Annotated in this window: 18 protein-coding genes and 1 riboswitch; of the genes, 12 read left to right on the top strand and 6 right to left on the bottom strand. The window is 67.7% G+C overall.

Going from position 1 to position 17551, the window contains the following annotated elements; genetic code table 11:
- Positions 1 to 15 precede the first annotated feature (15 nt).
- The gene (gene smpB, locus AC3WQA_RS03535) at positions 16 to 507 is read right to left on the bottom strand and encodes an SsrA-binding protein SmpB (protein ID WP_492673717.1); all 492 of its coding nucleotides are present in this window, start codon (positions 505 to 507) and stop codon (positions 16 to 18) included.
- Between the two features lie 107 nt (positions 508 to 614).
- Here smpB and AC3WQA_RS03530 point away from each other — a divergent pair, with 107 nt between their 5' ends.
- Positions 615 to 1043 (top strand): type II toxin-antitoxin system RatA family toxin, encoded by a 429-nt coding sequence (locus AC3WQA_RS03530; protein ID WP_492673716.1) that lies wholly within the window; start codon positions 615 to 617, stop codon positions 1041 to 1043.
- Positions 1036 to 1320, top strand: a complete 285-nt coding sequence (locus AC3WQA_RS03525) for an RnfH family protein (RefSeq protein WP_492673715.1) — start codon at positions 1036 to 1038, stop codon at positions 1318 to 1320. The genes AC3WQA_RS03530 and AC3WQA_RS03525 overlap by 8 nt, the downstream gene beginning before the upstream one ends.
- Before the next feature lie 15 nt (positions 1321 to 1335).
- Here the strand turns inward: AC3WQA_RS03525 and AC3WQA_RS03520 are convergent, their stop codons facing one another.
- On the bottom strand, positions 1336 to 1812 hold the full coding sequence (locus AC3WQA_RS03520) for an outer membrane protein assembly factor BamE (RefSeq protein WP_492673714.1): 477 nt from the start codon (positions 1810 to 1812) through the stop codon (positions 1336 to 1338).
- A gap of 79 nt (positions 1813 to 1891) precedes the next feature.
- Here AC3WQA_RS03520 and fur point away from each other — a divergent pair, with 79 nt between their 5' ends.
- The gene (fur, locus tag AC3WQA_RS03515) at positions 1892 to 2314 is read left to right on the top strand and encodes a ferric iron uptake transcriptional regulator (protein WP_492673713.1); all 423 of its coding nucleotides are present in this window, start codon (positions 1892 to 1894) and stop codon (positions 2312 to 2314) included.
- Positions 2315 to 2684: 370 nt separating this feature from the next.
- On the opposite strand, the gene AC3WQA_RS03510 is transcribed toward fur, so the two are convergent.
- The gene (locus AC3WQA_RS03510) at positions 2685 to 4355 is read right to left on the bottom strand and encodes an MASE1 domain-containing sensor histidine kinase (RefSeq protein WP_492673712.1); all 1671 of its coding nucleotides are present in this window, start codon (positions 4353 to 4355) and stop codon (positions 2685 to 2687) included.
- Between AC3WQA_RS03510 and AC3WQA_RS03505 the strand changes: the two genes are divergently transcribed.
- Positions 4354 to 4989, top strand: coding sequence for a response regulator (locus AC3WQA_RS03505; RefSeq protein WP_492673711.1), 636 nt, complete (start codon positions 4354 to 4356; stop codon positions 4987 to 4989). The two genes, AC3WQA_RS03510 and AC3WQA_RS03505, sit on opposite strands and share 2 nt — an antisense overlap.
- Before the next feature lie 10 nt (positions 4990 to 4999).
- Here the strand turns inward: AC3WQA_RS03505 and recN are convergent, their stop codons facing one another.
- Positions 5000 to 6673 (bottom strand): DNA repair protein RecN, encoded by a 1674-nt coding sequence (gene recN / locus AC3WQA_RS03500; RefSeq protein ID WP_492673710.1) that lies wholly within the window; start codon positions 6671 to 6673, stop codon positions 5000 to 5002.
- A gap of 143 nt (positions 6674 to 6816) precedes the next feature.
- On the opposite strand from recN, the gene hrcA reads away from it, so the two are divergent.
- From hrcA to AC3WQA_RS03465, 7 genes are all read left to right on the top strand, one after another.
- Positions 6817 to 7878, top strand: coding sequence for a heat-inducible transcriptional repressor HrcA (gene hrcA / locus AC3WQA_RS03495; protein ID WP_492673709.1), 1062 nt, complete (start codon positions 6817 to 6819; stop codon positions 7876 to 7878).
- Positions 7879 to 7959: 81 nt separating this feature from the next.
- Positions 7960 to 8487, top strand: coding sequence for a nucleotide exchange factor GrpE (grpE, locus tag AC3WQA_RS03490; protein WP_492673708.1), 528 nt, complete (start codon positions 7960 to 7962; stop codon positions 8485 to 8487).
- 83 nt (positions 8488 to 8570) lie between these two features.
- Positions 8571 to 10505 (top strand): molecular chaperone DnaK, encoded by a 1935-nt coding sequence (dnaK, locus tag AC3WQA_RS03485; RefSeq protein WP_492676311.1) that lies wholly within the window; start codon positions 8571 to 8573, stop codon positions 10503 to 10505.
- 65 nt (positions 10506 to 10570) lie between these two features.
- A complete protein-coding gene (locus tag AC3WQA_RS03480; protein ID WP_492673707.1) occupies positions 10571 to 11149 on the top strand; it encodes a TMEM175 family protein in 579 nt (192 codons plus the stop codon).
- Positions 11146 to 12270, top strand: coding sequence for a molecular chaperone DnaJ (gene dnaJ / locus AC3WQA_RS03475; protein WP_492673706.1), 1125 nt, complete (start codon positions 11146 to 11148; stop codon positions 12268 to 12270). The genes AC3WQA_RS03480 and dnaJ overlap by 4 nt, the downstream gene beginning before the upstream one ends.
- 43 nt (positions 12271 to 12313) lie before the next feature.
- On the top strand, positions 12314 to 13117 hold the full coding sequence (dapB, locus tag AC3WQA_RS03470) for a 4-hydroxy-tetrahydrodipicolinate reductase (protein WP_492673705.1): 804 nt from the start codon (positions 12314 to 12316) through the stop codon (positions 13115 to 13117).
- A gap of 40 nt (positions 13118 to 13157) precedes the next feature.
- A riboswitch (yybP-ykoY riboswitch) is annotated at positions 13158 to 13266 on the top strand.
- Between the two features lie 102 nt (positions 13267 to 13368).
- A complete protein-coding gene (locus AC3WQA_RS03465) occupies positions 13369 to 14370 on the top strand; it encodes a sodium:calcium antiporter (RefSeq protein WP_492673704.1) in 1002 nt (333 codons plus the stop codon).
- A gap of 160 nt (positions 14371 to 14530) precedes the next feature.
- Here AC3WQA_RS03465 and AC3WQA_RS03460 read toward each other — a convergent pair whose 3' ends face one another.
- Positions 14531 to 15310 carry a hypothetical protein gene (locus tag AC3WQA_RS03460; protein WP_492673703.1) on the bottom strand — a complete coding sequence of 260 codons (780 nt, stop codon included), beginning with the start codon at positions 15308 to 15310 and terminating at the stop codon, positions 14531 to 14533.
- A gap of 202 nt (positions 15311 to 15512) precedes the next feature.
- The gene (locus tag AC3WQA_RS03455) at positions 15513 to 16208 is read right to left on the bottom strand and encodes a 2OG-Fe(II) oxygenase (RefSeq protein WP_492673702.1); all 696 of its coding nucleotides are present in this window, start codon (positions 16206 to 16208) and stop codon (positions 15513 to 15515) included.
- Positions 16209 to 16422: 214 nt separating this feature from the next.
- Here AC3WQA_RS03455 and carA point away from each other — a divergent pair, with 214 nt between their 5' ends.
- Entirely contained in the window at positions 16423 to 17550 is a 1128-nt protein-coding gene (gene carA / locus AC3WQA_RS03450; protein ID WP_492673701.1) for a glutamine-hydrolyzing carbamoyl-phosphate synthase small subunit, read from the top strand.
- Position 17551: the final 1 nt, after the last annotated feature.

Below are 17551 nucleotides of genomic sequence, written 5' to 3'. Positions count from 1 at the left end.
ATGCGTCAGCAGGTTTCAGACGCGGTTGTGCGAGCGCATAGTGCGCTGTTTTTCGATCTGCCAGTCGCGCTGTTTTTCGGTGTCGCGCTTGTCGTGCTCCTGCTTGCCGCGCGCCAGGCCCACCTCCACCTTGACCTTGCCGTTCTTCCAGTACATCGCGGTGGGCACCAGGGTATAGCCCTTGCGTTCCACCGCGCCGATCAGGGCGTCGATCTCCTTGCGGTGCAGCAGCAGCTTGCGCGTGCGGCGATCCTCGGCGATCACGTGGGTGGATGCGCTGATGAGCGGCGGGATGGACGCGCCGACCAGGAAGATCTCGCCCTTGATGACGATGGCGTAGCCGTCGCCGAAGTTGATGCGGCCGGCGCGCAGCGCCTTCAGCTCCCAGCCTTGCAGCGCGACGCCGGCCTCGTAGCGCTGGTCGATGTGGTATTCGAAGCGCGCGCGCTTGTTCAGCGCGATGGTGCCGCTGCCCTTGGTGGTGTCCTTGTCCTTGTTTTTTGCCATGTCCGCTAAACTTGGTGGGTGCTACCCGATTTTCGCATTTCGTGGCGACATGCCGGTAGCGTTGCGATGTCGTGCCGTGGTTGGGCGCCCCACAGTCCGAGGGTTTCGTGATCGAGATACGCCGCAGTGCGCTGGTGCGCCATTCGCCGGAACGGATGTTCGACCTGGTGGATGGGGTGGAAGCCTATCCGAAGCATTTCCCCTGGTGTTCGTCGGCCAGCGTGGTCGAGCGCGTGGGCAATGTGCTGGAGGCGCGACTGGATCTGCACTTCGCCGGCCTGCGCCACCATTTCACCACACGCAACACCGCCGAGCGGCCGCAGCGTATCGACATCCGCCTGGTGGACGGGCCACTGCGCTCGCTCGATGGCCTGTGGAGTTTCACCGCGCTGGGCGAGGACGGCTGCAAGGTCGCGCTGGCGCTGGACTTCGACTATGCCGGCATCGGCGGCTCGGTGCTCCGGCTGGGCTTCCAGGGGCTGGCCAACCGCATGGTGGATGATTTCTGTCGCGTGGCGGACCGGCTCTATGGCTGAGCGCCAGATCATGGTCGAGGTGGTGTTTGCCGAAGCGGCGCGGCTGTGGCGCCGGTCCCTCGATGTGCCGGCCGGCTGCACGGCTGCGCAGGCGGTGGAAGCAGCCCGGTGCGCCGGAGGCTTGCCGGAAGATCTGCCCGAGCCGCTGCGGCTTGGCGTGTTCTCGCGTCCGGTGGTGCCGGACTACCCGCTTCGCGAGGGTGACCGGGTGGAAATCTACCGGCCGCTCGGGCTCGATCCGATGGCCGCGCGGCGCCGGCGGGCCGGCACCGCCTGAACACCGCTCGGGCAATCAGTGGCCGCCATTCGCCGGGCTGCCGCCCAGCGGTGTGCCGGTGTCCTTCTCGTCCTTGCCCTTGATGTCCTTGTCGCCCTTGGCGTCGTCGGTCGGGTAGTCGGTGTGGAACTTGCTGCTTTCCTTCAGGAGGTTCTTGTTGCTGGCCAGGAACGGACTGCCCTCGACGTGGTCGAGCGTGTCGTTGTTGAAGTACAGGGTCATCCGGCTGACCTGCATCGCGCCGCCGCGGTGCGAGTAGGTGGAAACGTAGTCCCAGCGGCTCTGGTCGAACGGCGTGCTCACCGAAGGCGAGCCGAGCAACACCAGCACCTGACGCTTGGAAAGGCCCGGCTTGAGCTGATCCACCGCTTTCTGATCGATGTTCTTGTCGAGCAGGTTGCCCTGGCGCACGTCCTGCGTGTAGACCAGGTGGCAACCGGAGACGGCCACGGCCATCAGGGCGGCAACCGGCAGGGTGATCAGTTTTCGCATGCGTACGGCGTCCGGATCGTGGAAGGAGGGGATGATACACTACCGGTTCGGCGGCTCCGCACCGGCGGGAGGTGGAACGGTGGAACAGGAAACCCAGGAACTGCGCCGTGCCGGCCTCAAGGTGACGCACCCGCGCATGCGCATCTTGCAGATTTTCGACGAGGAGGAGGGCAACCACCTCACCGCCGAGGATCTCTACAAGAAACTGCTCGCCCTCGAGGAAGACATCGGCCTGGCCACGGTGTACCGCGTGCTGACCCAGTTCGAGGCCGCGGGCATCGTCATCAAGCACAATTTCGAGGGCGGGCAAGCCGTCTACGAACTCGATCGCGGCCGTCACCACGATCACATGATCGACGTAGACAGCGGCAAGGTCATCGAGTTCGTCAGCGAGGAGATCGAGCGCCTGCAGCGTGAGGTTGCCGCGCGCCACGGCTACGTGATCGAGGATCACAGCCTGGTGCTTTACGTGCGCCCCAAGCAGCGCTCGCGCAAGGGCTGAGCGCCGGCGAAAAACCGCCCGTCTGCTGTGACCACCGCCGCATGCTCTCGGTGTCGTCGCTCGCGCCGATGTTGGAGTCTTTCACGGGCTCTGCGCCGCGCCAACCGCACGCGGGAATCCGTCAGGCAAAAAAAATCGCGAGGCAGGACTCCTGTCCGCCTCGCGATCGCTTCGATACCGCGCGAGAAATGGAGTGGCGAATTGCTCGGCCAGGCCAGATCCCGGGTAACGATTCAGATGGCGTCCTGCCATCTTTACCGGAGTCGCCGTCCCCACGAGGACTCCGGCACGCCATCTCACGATGGCGGCTCCCCCACATCGATGAGGAAATCCTAACGGCGGGTTCACGCCCTGTGTATTGGAAAATTTCCTAGAGGGGAGCTCTCTGCGGGGGAGCGTCCATGCTGCTTCGCAGCAGGGCGCGCAGGTGCACGCCGTCGCCCGACGAGCGCAGCCGGAACAAGCCGCCCAGCGCGGCGACACGATCACGCATGCCTTGCAGGCCACGCCCGCCACGGGCGACGTGTTCGGGCAGGCCGTCGCCGTCGTCGCGCAGATCGAGCAGGGCCAGCACTTGGCCGTGGCGTTCGCCGATGCGCAGGCGCAGGCTGAACAGGCTGGCGTGGGCATGCTTCACCGTGTTGGTGGCGCTTTCCTGCACCAGGCGATAGACCGCCGTGCGGGTGTCTTCGTCCAGCAGGCGCGGATCGCCGCGCAGTTCGGTGTGGTAATCGATGCTGGCAGCGGTCAGCAGATCGCGGATGGGGCCTTCGTCGAGTGCCCGCAGCAGGCCGAATTCGTCCAGCATGGCGGGCCGCAGATCGTCCAGCAGGCGGTGCAGGGCGCGCCGCATGTGGGCAAGGATGCTGTAGATCGAGGCGCTGATGTCGTCCAGCCCGGCCTGCTGCAGGCGGGCTTGGGCCAGCTTCACGTGGGTCTGGATGGCGGTGATGTTCTGGCCCAGTTCGTCGTGCAGCTCGGCGGCGAGGTGGCGGCGTTGGTTCTCGTCGGCCTGCAGATTGCCGCGCGCGGCGGCGCGCAGTTGGCTGGCCAGGTGATCCAGGCGGCGATTGACCGCGGCGAGGTGGGTGTTCTGTTCGGCCACCCGCAACCGGCTGCGGCGTAGCGCGTCGGAAGCCGAGCCGAGCATCAGCGCACCGGTGCCGGCCACGGCGAGAAACAGATAGCCGGCGGCGGTGGGCGTGTGTTCGAGGCGGGTGTCGAGCAGCGCCATGCCCAGGCTGGAGACGATCATCGCCAGGCTGGAGCCGCGCCAGCCGTGCCGGAAGGCGAAAAACAGCACCGGCGCCAGCGACAGGGCGCGGATGAATTGCGGGTGCGCCGAGGATTGCCCAGACAACAGCAGCAGGATGGCCATGGCCGGCAGCATCACCTGCAAACCATCCAGTGCCAGCCAGGTCGAGGCCGGAGGATCCGGCGGCGCACGCAGCAGCATCGCCATCATCGGCATCACCAGCAGCACGCCAAGGTAGCCGCCCAGGAGCTCGTTGCCGATCAGGCCGATCAGGGCGTCGTCATTGTCGTGGTTGTGCACCAGGGTGTGCAGGCCCATGTCCACCGCGGTGGTGGCCAGCACCACCAGGGCCGCTGCTAGCATCAACCGGGCGGTTTCCTGCGGGTTATGCAGGTTGGTGCCGGCGTGGGGATTGAAGCGACGCAGCAGCCACAGGCCGGCGGCGGTCACCAGTGGCTCGGGCAACTCGCTGGTGAAGAAAAAATCCCAGCCATGCGGCATGCCGGGGTGGACGGTCAGCGCGGCGGTGGCGGCCAGCTCCACGCCAAGCAGCCAGCCCCACTGGCGCATCGGCAAGAGCAGCAGGGCGCCGAAGCGTAGCCCGTAGGGCAGTATCCAGAATGGCTGGGCGGTCGGCCACAGGGCCAGCCACAGCAACAGGTAAACCAGGCCGATCAGCGGGCCGGAATACGGTGGTCGGAAGGCGTTCCTGAGCATGTGCCGATGGTACATGCCCTGTTGCACCGCAATCGCCGGTGCGGGCGCCGGTGTGTACAGTAGGCGCATGTACAGCATTGTCCTGATCGACGATCACGCCATTGTGCGCGAGGGCTTCAAGCGTTTGATCGGGTTGGAGCCCGATTTCAAGGTGGTGGCCGAGTGCCGCTGCGCCGATGACGCGGTGGAGGCGGTGGCGCAGCAGCGTCCCGACCTGGTGGCGCTGGATCTCTCCCTGCCCGACGGCAGCGGCCTGCCGCTGATCGAACACTTGCGCAGCGTGGCGCCGGCCACGCGCATCGTGGTGCTCAGCATGCACGATGGCGATCCCTACGTTTCCGAGGCGCTGCGCCGCGGCGCCAGCGGTTACGTGACCAAGGGCGTGGCGCCGGAGGAGCTGGTGGCCGGCCTGCGCGCGGTGATGCAGGGCGAGCAGTTCCTGAGCTCGGATCTGCGCCAGCGCCGCGCGGATCACCCCGGCGCCACCCATGACCCGCTGCGCCGGCTGACCGCGCGCGAACGCGAGGTGTTCCTGCTCCTGGCGGCGGGACGCACGCCCAAGCAGGCGGCGGCGGAGTTGGGCATCGGCCAGAAAACCATCTACATCCACCGCGCCAGCGTGATGGGCAAGCTCAACGCCGGTTCGGAGCTGGAGCTGTACCGGATGGCCAGCGAACGCGGCCTGTTGCCCTCCGGCGGCTGAGCGCGGCGGTTCAGGCGCCCTGCGCGCGCTGCAGCATCTGCCTGGCGTGGGCGCGGGTTTCGCGGGTGATCTCCACGCCGCCCAGCATGCGCGCCAGCTCGTCGCGGCGGCCGTCGGCATCCAGCGACTGGATGTGCGTGTGGGTGTGCCCGCCGTCGCTGTGCTTGCTCACGTAAAGGTGCGCATGGCCCTGGGCGGCGACCTGCGGCAGGTGGGTGACGCACAGCACCTGCCGCTGTGTGCCTAGTGCGCGCAGTTTCTGGCCGACCACTTCGGCTACCGCGCCGCCGATGCCGCTGTCCACCTCGTCGAACACCATGGTGCCGATGCTGTCCTGGCCCAGCGTGGCCACTTCGATGGCCAGGCTGATGCGCGCCAGCTCGCCACCCGAAGCCACCTTGCGCAGCGTGCGCGGCGGCTGGCCGGGGTTGGCGCTGACCAGCAGCTCGCAGCGTTCGCGGCCCTGCGGGTCGGGTTCGTCGCCGACGGCCGCTTCCAGCGCCACCTGCAGCACACCGCCGGCCATGCCCAGTTCGCCCATCAGGATGCTGACTTCCCTGCCGAGCTTTTTCGCCGCCTCGTGGCGCGCGGCGCCGAGCTTTTCCGCCGCCGCGTCGTAGTCGCGGCGCACGCGTTCGCGTTGGGCGGCGAGTTGTTCCAGCGCTTCGCCGGCGCCTTCCAGTTCGGCCAGTTCTTCGCGCAGCGCGGCGGCCTTGTCGTGCAGCCCGGCCACCGGCAAGCGGTGGCGGCGGCCCAGTTCGTGCAGGTGGGCGAGGTGGGTGTCGACTTCGGTGAAACGCTCGGGATCGAGCTCGACGTCCTGCGCATAGCGGCCCAGTGTGTCGGCGGCTTCGCCCAGCTGGATCGCGGCATTGTCCAGCAGTTCCAGTGCGGGGCTCAGCGTTTCGTCCAGCAGCGCCAGCTTGCCCAGTTCGGCATGCGCGCGGCCTAGTGCGCGGCGCAGCGCGAATTCGCTGTCGCCATCGAGCAGTTCCACCACGCCGGCGGCGCCCTCGGCGAGCCGGCCGGCGTTGCCGAGGCGCTTGTGGCTGGCTTCGAGTGCGGCCAGCTCCGCAGGGGGGAGCGCCCAGCGTTCGAGCTCGTCCAGTTCGTGGCGCAGCAGCTCCAGCCGTGCCTCGCGATCCTCGCCGCCGCTGAGCTTGCGCATGCGCGCGCCCAGCTCGCGCCACTGCGTGGCCAGCGTGCGCACATCAAGGGCCGCTGCCGCGTGGCCGGCGTAGGCGTCGAGCAGGGTGAGCTGGTGGGCGCGGGAAAGCAGCGCCTGGTGTTCGTGCTGGCCGTGGATCTCCACCAGCAGGCCGGCCAGTTCGGAAAGCTGGCCGGCGCTGGCGGGGCGGCCGTTGATCCAGGCACGTGAGCTGCCCCCGGCGCGGATCACCCGGCGCAACTGGCAGGCGGCGCCATCGTCCAGTTCCTCGCGCGTCAGCCAGGCGCGGGCCTCGGGTAGGGCGGCGAGATCGAATTCGGCGGACAGTTCGGCGCGGTCGCAACCTTCGCGCACCATGCCGCTGTCGGCGCGCTCGCCAGCGAGCAGCAGCAAGGCATCCACCAAGAGCGACTTGCCGGCGCCGGTTTCGCCGCTGACCACGGTGAGGCCGGCACCGAACTCGACTTCGGCGTGTTCGACGACGGCGAATTGGCGGACGTTGAGCGAGGTGAGCATGGCGGGCTGGCGGCAGTCCGGGGTGGAGTCGGGCGATTGTAGCGGCAGCGCAGCCGCTACAATGCCGGCCGGTGGCCGCCGCGCACTTGCACGGCAGCTGCGTCGACCCTATGTCTCTTGCATCTCATCCACTGCGACAGCCCATGTCCCGTCAGCACGGCCAGGAACTCGATGTACGCACGCGGCGCCTGCTGCGCAGCCTGATCGCACAGTACCTGATGGATGGCGAACCGGTGGGCTCGCGCACGCTGTCGCGCTCCTCGGGGCTGGATGTGAGCCCGGCGACGGTACGCAACATCATGGCCGATCTCGAGGAGGCTGGCCTGGTGGCCTCGCCGCACACCTCGGCGGGGCGGGTGCCGACGCCGCGCGGCCTGCGCCTGTTCGTGGACAGCCTGATCGAGCTGCAGCCGCTGCCGCGCGAGGAGCTGGAACATCTGCAGCGCAGGTTGCCGGTGTCGGCGGGCAACACGCGCGATCTGCTGGGCAGCGCCTCGACCCTGCTGTCGGCGATGACTCACTTCGCTGGCGTGGTGACGGTGCCGCGCCAGGCGGATTTCCCGCTGCGCCACATCGATTTCGTGTCGCTGCCCGAGGCGCGGGTGCTGGTGATCCTGGTGTTTTCGGACAACCAGGTGCAGAACCGCGTGGTGCAGCTGGCCAAGCCACTGGCCAGTCGCGAGCTGGAGCAGGCGGCCAATTACATCAACACCCATTTCGTGGGGCTGCGGGTGGACGATATCCGCGCGCGCCTGCTGGTTGAGCTGCGCGAAGCCGGCAGCGAACTGCACCAGATGGTGGCCTCGGCCACCGAGCTGGCGGCGGCCTCGTTCGCGCCACAGGCCGGCGGCGACGAGGTGCTGGTGAGCGGGCAGACCAACCTGATGGGCTGCGCCGAACTGGCTGACCTGCAACGCCTGCGCGATTTGTTCGAAGCCTTCCAGCAGAAGACCGGCCTGCTGCAGCTGATGGCGTCGTGCGCGCGGGCGCCCGGGGTGCGCCTGTTCATCGGCGAGGAATCGGGCTTCGCGGCGCTGGACGGCTGCAGCGTGGTCACCGCCAGCTATGGCGTGCAAGGGCGCGCACTGGGTGCGGTGGGGGTGATCGGCCCCACCCGCATGGCTTATGAACGGGTGATCCCGGTGGTGCAGGCCACCGCCGGATTGCTCAGCGATGCCTTGAATCGCGTCGCGGCGGCCTCATAACCGCCCGCAGGGTGCGGGGATGCCCGCACGTTTTGAATCGGCCGGCGCCTGCCGGCCCTGGAATCAGGTTTGGAGCCCATCATGCAGAACCACGACCCGCAGGCGTCGAGCGCCGCCGAGGCCGCCGCCGACGCGGCGCCCCCCGCCGAACTGGAGACGCTCAAGGCCCGCGTGGCCGAGCTGGAAACCGCCAACGCCGAACTGCGCGACACCGTGCTGCGCGAAAAGGCCGAGCTGGAAAACCAGCGCCGTCGCCTGCATCGCGATCTGGAGCAGGCCCGCCGCTTCGCCAACGAGAAGCTGCTGGGCGAGCTGCTGCCGGTGTTCGACGGGCTGGAAAGCGGCCTTGCGGTGGAAACCGCCGACGTGGCGGCCATGCGCGCGGGTCTCGGCCTCACCCTGAAGGCCCTGCTCAAGGTGGGCGAGAACCACGGCCTCTCGCCGGTCGACCCGCTGGGCCAGGCACTGGACCCCGAACGCCACCACGCGGTGAGCCTGGTCGAGGCGCCCGATGCGGCCGCCGGCACCGTGGTCAGCGTGCTGCAGAAAGGCTACGTGTTGAACGATCGCCTGCTGCGCCCGGCGCTGGTCGCCGTGGCCAAGGACTGAACCTTACACATCAAGGCGTCCCGCCGGCTTGATACGCCACACGCGGGCCCCATCTGGAAACCATCGCGCGGCCGTCGGTCGCCATTCAAGCTTCGGGAGCACATCACATGGGCAAGATCATCGGCATCGACCTCGGCACCACCAACAGCTGCGTGTCCGTGATGGACGGCAGCACCACCAAAGTCATCGAAAACTCCGAAGGCGACCGCACCACGCCTTCCATCGTCGCCTTCAGCAAGGACGGCGAGGTGTTGGTGGGCGCGCCGGCCAAGCGCCAGGGCGTGACCAACCCCAAGAACACTTTTTACGCGGTGAAGCGCCTGATCGGCCGCAAGTTCACCGACGCCGAGGTGCAGAAAGACCTGCACATCGTGCCCTACGGCGTGGTCGCCAATGACAACGGCGACGCCTGGGTGGCGACCGCCGACGGCAAGAAGATGGCGCCGCCGGAAGTCTCCGCGAAGGTGCTGATGAAGATGAAGAAGACCGCCGAGGATTATCTCGGCGAGCCGGTCACCGAAGCCGTCATCACGGTGCCCGCCTACTTCAACGACAGCCAGCGCCAGGCCACCAAGGACGCCGGCCGCATCGCCGGCCTGGAAGTGAAGCGCATCATCAACGAGCCCACCGCGGCCGCATTGGCTTATGGGCTCGACAAGAGCGGCGGCGATCGCAAGATCGCGGTGTACGACCTCGGCGGCGGTACCTTCGACGTGTCGATCATCGAGATCGCTGAAGTGGACGGCGAGAAGCAGTTCGAGGTGCTGGCCACCAACGGCGACACCTTCCTCGGCGGCGAGGACTTCGACATGCGCGTCATCGACTACCTGGTCGAGGAGTTCCAGAAGGATCAGGGCATCGACCTGCGCAAGGATCCGCTGGCCCTGCAGCGCCTGAAGGACGCTGCCGAGCGCGCCAAGATCGAGCTGTCCTCCAGCCACCAGACCGAGGTGAACCTGCCCTACGTGACGGCCGACGCCTCCGGTCCGAAGCACCTCAACATCAAGCTCACCCGGGCCAAGCTGGAAGCGTTGGTGGAAGACCTGGTCAAGCGCACCATCGAACCCTGCCGCACCGCGCTCAACGACGCCGGCTTGCGCGTGTCCGACGTCAACGAGGTGATCCTGGTCGGCGGCCAGACCCGCATGCCGAAGGTGCAGGAAGCGGTGAAGGACTTCTTCGGCAAGGAGCCGCGCAAGGACGTCAACCCGGACGAGGCTGTCGCCGTGGGCGCGGCGATCCAGGGCGGCGTGCTGGGCGGTTCGGTCAAGGACGTGCTGCTGCTCGACGTCACCCCGCTGTCGCTGGGCATCGAGACGATGGGCGGCGTGATGACCAAGCTGATCGAGAAGAACACCACGGTGCCGACCAAGGCCTCGCAGACCTTCTCCACTGCCGACGACAACCAGACCGCGGTGACCGTGCACGTGTTGCAGGGCGAGCGCGAGCGCGCCAACGCCAACAAGTCGCTGGGCAAGTTCGACCTGCAGGGTATCCGCCCGGCACCGCGCGGCACGCCGCAGGTCGAGGTGACCTTCGACATCGATGCCAACGGCATCCTGCACGTGTCGGCCAAGGACAAGGACACCGGCAAGGAACAGAAGATCGAAATCAAGGCCGGCTCCGGCCTGTCCGAGGCGGAGATCGCCCGGATGGTGGCCGACGCCGAGGCGAACAAGGAAGAGGACAAGAAGTTCCACGAGCTGGTGGGCACGCGCAACAAGGCTGACCAGCTGGTGCACGCCACCCGCAGCGCGCTGAAGGAGCACGGCGGCAAGGTGCCGGCCGAGCAGTTGTCGACCATCGAAGGCGCGCTTGCCGAGCTGGAAAAGGCGAAGGACGGCGACGACAAGGACGCCATCGAGGCCAAGGTCGGTAAGCTGGAGCAGGTGGCGCAGGCGCTGTTCGCGGCGGCCCAGGGCGGCGATGCCGGTGCCCAGCCGGGCGCGCAGCCCGCCGGCCCCGCCGACGACGTGGTGGATGCCGAGTTCACCGAAGTGAAGGACGACAAGAAATAAGCGTGTCCTGACCGAAAACGGGCGCTGCGCAAGCGGCGCTCGTTTTCCTGTTTGCGGGGGAGTGGATGGGCAAGGGGCGTCTGGAAGCATTCAGCGATGGCGTGCTGGCCATCGTCATCACCGTCATGGTGCTGGAGCTGAAGGTGCCGCAAGGTGCCGACTGGGCGATCCTGGCGGCGCAGTGGCCGGGCCTGCTGAGTTACGTGCTGAGCTTCCTCTACGTGGGTATCTACTGGAACAACCACCACCACTTCCTGCACGCGGCGAAGCGGGTCAATGGCGGCGTGCTGTGGGCCAACCTGCACTTGCTGTTCTGGTTGTCGCTGCTGCCGGTGGCCACCGGCTGGATGGGCGAAAACCACTTCGCGGCCCTGCCGGTGGCAGTGTATGGTGGCGTGCTCTTGATGTGCGCGCTGGCCTGGCAGCCGTTGCAGCGCTGCCTGATCGCGGCCAACGGTGGTCAGGCCTCGCTGCTGGCCCGCGCGGTGGGGGCGGACTGGAAAGGCTGGCTCGCCGTCGCCATGTATGTGTCCGGCATCGCACTGGCGTTCGTGGCGCCGTGGGTGTCCTGTCTTTTTTATGCCACGGTGGCTGCGATCTGGTTCATCCCCGATCGACGCATCGAATCGCGGATCGAGCAATGAGCAAGCGTGATTACTACGAAGTCCTGGGTGTCGAACGCACGGTCACCGAGGTCGAACTGAAGAAATCCTTCCGCCGTCTGGCGATGAAGTACCACCCGGATCGCAACCCCGACGATCCCACTGCGCAGGACAAGTTCAAGGAGGCCAAGGAGGCCTACGAAGTGCTGTCCGACGCGCAGAAGCGCGCGCTGTACGACCAGCACGGCCACGCCGCCTTCGAGGGCGGCATGGGCGGGCGCGGCGGCGCCGGTTTCGGCGACATGGGCGACATCTTCGGCGACATCTTCGGCGACATCTTCGGCGGTGGCGGTGGCCGCCGCGCGCCGCGGCGCGGCGCCGACCTGCGCTACATCATGGAGCTGGATCTCGAAGAGGCGGTGTTCGGCGTCGAGAAGAAGATCGCCATTCCCAGCCAGGTCAACTGCCACCACTGCAATGGCTCGGGCTCGGCCGACGGCAAGACGGTCACCTGCAAGACCTGCCAGGGCCATGGCCGCGTGCGCATGCAGAACGGCATCTTCTCCATCCAGCAGGCCTGCCCGCACTGCGGGGGCAGCGGCAAGACCATCGAGAAGCCCTGCAAGGCCTGCCACGGCGAGGGACGGCTGGAAGAAACCCGCACGCTGTCGGTGAAGATCCCCGCCGGCGTGGACAATGGCGACCGCATTCGCCTCACCGGACAGGGCGAAGCCGGCCCTGCGGGCACGCCTGCCGGCGACCTCTACGTGGAAGCGCACGTGCGCGAGCACAAGATCTTCCAGCGCGACGGCAACGATCTCTATTGCGAAGTGCCGATCCGCTTCTCGCAAGCGGCGCTGGGCGCGGAGCTGCCGGTGCCCACGCTGGAAGGCGAGGTGCCGATCAGCATTCCGCCGGAAACCCAGACCGGGCAGAGCTTCCGCCTGCGCGGGCGCGGCGTGAAGTCGGTGCGCAGCGGTCGTGCCGGCGACCTGATCTGCCGCGTGGTGGTGGAAACCCCCGTGCGCCTCACCAAGCAGCAGCGCGAGCTGCTGGAGCAGCTCGAAGCCAGCTTCAACGACGGCAAGGGTGAGGAGCACATGCCGCGCGCCAAGAACTGGGTCGACGGGGTGAAGGATTTCTGGTCGCGGGTCACCTCCTGATTCTGTTAATTTGGACGTCCGTTTGCCGCGCGCCGGGATTGCCATGACCGCCACACCGCTACGTCTTGCCATCAACGGTGCATCCGGCCGCATGGGGCAGGCGCTGTTGTCGCTGCTGCAGGGCGATGCGCGCTTCGACCTGGCGTGGGCCACGGTGTCGCCCGCGTCGCGCCAGTTGGGCGTCCAGGTGTGGCCGGAACACGGCTTGCGCTATGCCGCGGGCTGGGTGGACGCGCCCGCGCTGGATGTGGTAATCGACTTCAGTGGCCCCGCCGGTTTGGCGGGCGCGTTGGATCACTGCCTCGGACATCGCTTGCCGCTGGTGGTGGGCAGCACCGGGCTGGACGCGGCGCAGGCCGCGCGGCTGGATACTGCCGCCGGGCACATCGCCGTGCTGCGTGCGGCCAACTTCAGCCTGGGCGTGGCGGTGCTCACGCGCCTGCTGCGCGAGGCGTCGGCCGCGTTGCGCGCGTGGGATCTGGAAATCGTTGAGGCCCACCACGGCCGCAAGGAAGACGCCCCTTCGGGCACCGCGCTGGCGCTGGGCGCGGCCGCCGCCGCCGCGCGCGGCACCACGCTGGCGCAGGACGCCGTGTACAGCCGCGAGGGCCGCACCGGCCCGCGCCGCGCCGGCAGCATCGGCTTTGCCGTGGTGCGCGGCGGAGACATCGTGGGCGAGCACCAGGCCCTCTTGATCGGCGCGGGTGAGCGGCTGGAGCTGGCCCACCGCGCCACCGACCGCAGCGTCTTCGCCCGCGGCGCGCTGGAGGCCGCCCATTGGCTGGTCGGCAAGCCAGCCGGGCACTACGACCTCGACGCCATGCTGGCCGAGCGCGTGGCTGGCTGAGCGCGGCTTGCCCGTGGTGCTGCCGGGCCGTTACCATCTGTCCGCTGTCATCGGGGAGTAGCCATCCTCACCCCGCTTTTCATGAGGAATCCGCGTCAACACACTTGAGGCTTTGCCTCATGGCGCGGATGGTTCGGCAAGCCGCGCTTGCCGGTGCCCGGCGAGACCTTTGGCCACGACGTGCTCACCCAGCCGGGCGGGCGGTGTCGTTGCGCCATCGGTTATCCGCCCGCCCGGCTTGGTTTTACCGCATGCGTACCCTGGTTCTGTTCCTGCTTTCCGCCGGCGCGATCTACGTCGCCTGCGAGTATTTCGTCAACGCGGTGGAGTGGCTGGGCCGCAAGCTGAAGCTTGGCGCCACCGCCACCGGCACCGTGCTCGCCGCCTTCGGCACGGCCCTGCCGGAAAGCGCGGTGACCTTCGTGGCGGTGATCTTCGGCAAGTCGGCGTCGGCGCGCGACATCGGCGTGGGCGCGGCGATGGGCGGGCCGCTGGTACTGGCCACGATTGCCTATGCGGTGGTCGGCATGGCGCTGTGGGCCAATCGCAAGCGCCTGCGGCGCGCCGATACGGTGGTGCGGGTCGATCACCAGCGGCTGGCGCGCGATCAGGCGTGGTTCCTGGCGATCTTCGCGGTCAAGGTCGCCCTGGGGCTGGTGGCGTTCGCGCTCAAGCCACTGCTGGGTGTGCTGTTCCTGCTGGCCTACGCGCTGTACGTGTGGTGCGAGATACGCAGCGACGATGCCGCGCCGGAAGAAGAGGACATCGAGCCGCTGAAGCTGCATCCGCACGCCGCTGAACCCGCGCTGCGCTGGGTGGCGGCGCAGGTCACGGCGGCGCTGGTCGTGATCGCCGTGGCTTCGCGGGTGTTCGTGAGCCAGCTCGAAACGATCGGCGAGATGTTCGCGCTGCCGCCACACCTGGTGGCGCTGCTGCTCAGTCCGGTGGCCACCGAACTGCCGGAGACGCTCAATGCGCTGATCTGGGTGCGGCAGGGCAAGGAGCGCCTCGCGCTGGCCAACATCTCCGGTGCCATGATGATCCAGGCCACTATCCCCAGCGCGCTGGCGATCTTCGCCACGCCGTGGTTGTTCGACGCGCCGCTCATCGTTGCCGGTGCGCTGACCGCCGCGACCATCGCCTATCTGTGGTGGCGCTTCCGCCGCGGCCGCGTCGACGCGCGCGCACTCCTGCCGGCGGGGCTGCTGTATGGCGTGTTCGCCGCCTTCCTCGCGTGGCATTTTTCCCGCTGAAAGCGAGTGGGTTTTCGAGCGACCGGCCTGGCCATGGCTGGCTGGTCGCGAATCGATCACGTCCGTGCTTGATCCGCGCCGGCATGCGGGGCGTGCGCCGATGGCGCGGCGCTGGCGCGCATCCGGGCGGTTTGCGTCCGCCCGGATGGCCGGGTGACGCTTACTTGCCGGCGGTATAGCTCAGTTCGGCGCTGTAGCGGTCGTAGTGGTCGGATGTCTTGGCGACCGCGTCGCCGAAGGATTTTCGGATTGCGCTCGCGTCGGATTGGCCGTAGACGCCGGCCACCATTTTCCAGAGCGCGGGGTTGGGCTCCGCGCCGACATCGGCCCAGTCCTTGCTCTGGATCACCAGGACGTAATCGGGTGCGCCGTCGCCGCCGCCGTCGATCCGCATGGTGCTCCAGTAGTACGGCCATTTGGCCTTGGTTGCCGCGGCGGCGATCTTCTTGACCGCGTCGGTGAACGCCGCATTGGCGTCGTGGCCCGGCTTGAGCGTGTAATCGATGATGTGCAGGAGGGGCGGTGGCGTCTGGGTGCGCCAGCCCGCGGGCAGGTGGGTCATGTCCGGCTGCATCAGCATGAACGCGCTGGTTTCGCCGTGCAGGTAGGGATTGGCTTGCGCGCGCCAGGTGGCCTCACAGGGTTTCGTCTGGGCGTCCAGGGTATCCATGTCGGCCCAGCTGAGCGGCCCGACATCCGCGGAGTATTGGTAGTTGTTGCCGGTTTCGTGCATCACGGTCGGCATGCCGAATTTGACGTGGTGCTCGTGCAGGCATTGGTTGAAGGCCTTGAGGCCCGCCTCGTAGGCTTGCTGCTGGGCGGGGGCTACCGTGTCGGTCCAGTCCCGCCAGACGACGGCCTTGTCCGAATTCTCCGCATAGGCGCTTGCAGCGACGGTCGCCGCAAGCGCCACAACCACACAGGCTGTGAGCGTTTTCATGGATCCTCCGAGGGTGATCGAGTGGCCTTGGCCACGAATTTCGTCCGCGCGCTCCCCTGAGGTGGGACGAAAGCTGCACGCTACGCGCCGAAAATGGCGGTCACAAGTGCACTCGGCGGTCACGCGGATACGCGTGTTTGGCCCGCCGATTGCTTGGGCTCCGGCGGGCCAGCAGCGCACGCGAACCCGGCGCAGTGGTTCGTTAGTCCGGGTGCGAGGCGTTGCGGTCGCGGCCGGCGCCGTAGCGCGTGTCGAGCCTGCCGAAGAGGCGCTTGAACAGGCGTGAGAGCTTGCCGCGGCGGGTCTTGCGCAGCAATTCTTCCTCGTTGACGATCCAGGCCACCTGGATCACCCGGCGCTCGCCTTCGTACGGCAGGTGACCGTGGAAGGAGTTGTCGCTGCGCTTGAATACCGCGAATTCGCCATACAGCGGCGGCAGTTCGGGCACCAGCATGGCGTCGATGTCGTCGATCTTCGCGAGGAAGCGCAGGCAGCCCTCGCTGGTGTCGGGCCATTGCGGGTTCAAGTAGAGCAGGGCGGTGGCCACCTTGGAGCGGCTGTCGGTGTGGATGGTGCCGTGGCGCCGGTTCATCAGGCGGCACAGGGTCACCAGGGTGGGGTAGTCGCCCAGATTCTCGATGCCCAGCTTGTGACCGATCAGGCTGGAGAAGGCGGGGTGGGTGAGTTGTTCCACCAGGGCGTTGATCGAGGGCCCGCAGTCAGCCGGGTCCCATGGGAAAAAGCCGGCGCTGGGGTAGGCAGGATAGTCGCGTTCCAGATCGCCGCGCGCCGCCGCGGGCAATTGGCCGTGGGCGATCATGAACGGGAACGGCGACAGTTGTACGAGGGTGTCCGGGCGCTCGAGGCGGATCGGGTCGAGCAGCGTTTCCGAGCGCATGGTCAAGCGATGCCTTGAGGCTGGGAAAGCGGCCAGTGTAACGCTGCGCGGCCATCTGCAAGCTGACGTGGTTGACGGTATGGCAGCGTGCCGAAGTGGACAGCAGGCGTCGCCGCACCTATCATTGCGACCCGCCCTGATACTTTCCCTTCCAAGGTTCACAAGCCTGCTTTGCGCGGCTTGCGGACTTTGCTGCACCTGAAAGGCGGTTCCCATGTCCACTCCCGCTCTGCTTGCCCTCACCGATGGCAGCGTGTTCCACGGCCACGCCGTGGGCGCTACTGGCGAAACCATCGGCGAAGTCGTTTTCAACACCGCCATGACCGGCTACCAGGAGATCCTCACCGATCCCTCCTACAGCCGGCAGCTCGTCACGCTCACCTACCCGCACATCGGCAACACCGGCATCAACGTCGAGGACGTGGAGTCCGACCACGTGCACGCCGCCGGCCTGATCGTGCGTGACGTGCCGCGTCTGGCCAGCAACTGGCGCAGCAGCGAAAGCCTGCCCGATTACCTGAAGCGCCACGGCATCGTGGCCATCGCCGGCATCGACACGCGTCGGCTCACCCGCATCCTGCGCGACAAGGGCGCGCTGGGTGGCTGCATCCTCGCCGGCGAAGGCATCGCGGAAGAAGCTGCGCTGGCCAAGGCGCGCGCCTTTCCTGGCCTGAACGGCATGGATCTGGCCAAGGTGGTGTCCACCAGGGAAATCCACGCCTGGAACGCCGGCGTCTACGACCTCGACCGCCAGGCCTTCAACCAGCCGGCCGGCCGCTTCAAGGTCGTCGCTTACGATTTCGGCGTGAAGCAGAACATCCTGCGCCTGCTCGCCGAGCAGGGTTGCGACATCACTGTGGTGCCGGCGCAGACGCCCGCCGCCGAGGTGCTGGCAATGCAGCCGAACGGGGTTTTCCTCTCCAACGGCCCCGGCGACCCGGCGGCCTGCGATTACGCCATCGCCGCCACCAAGGCCTTCCTCGACGCGAAGATCCCGCTGTTCGGCATCTGCCTGGGCCACCAGCTGATGGGCCTGGCACTGGGTGGCAAGACCCTCAAGATGAAGTTCGGCCACCACGGCGCCAACCACCCGGTGAAGGATCTGGACGACGGCCGCGTGCTGATCACCAGCCAGAACCACGGCTTCGCGGTCGATCCGGCCACGCTGCCGGCAAACGTGCGCGTCACCCACAACTCGCTGTTCGACGGCACGCTGCAGGGCTTCGCGCTCACCGACCGCCCGGCGTTCTGCTTCCAGGGCCACCCGGAAGCTTCGCCCGGCCCGCACGACATCGTTTACCTGTTCGAACGGTTCGCCAAGCTGATGCAGGAGGTTCGCTGAC

The organism is Rhodanobacter sp. FW106-PBR-R2A-2-24 (genome assembly GCF_058789615.1).
This window is presented reverse-complemented; position numbering and strand designations above follow the sequence as displayed.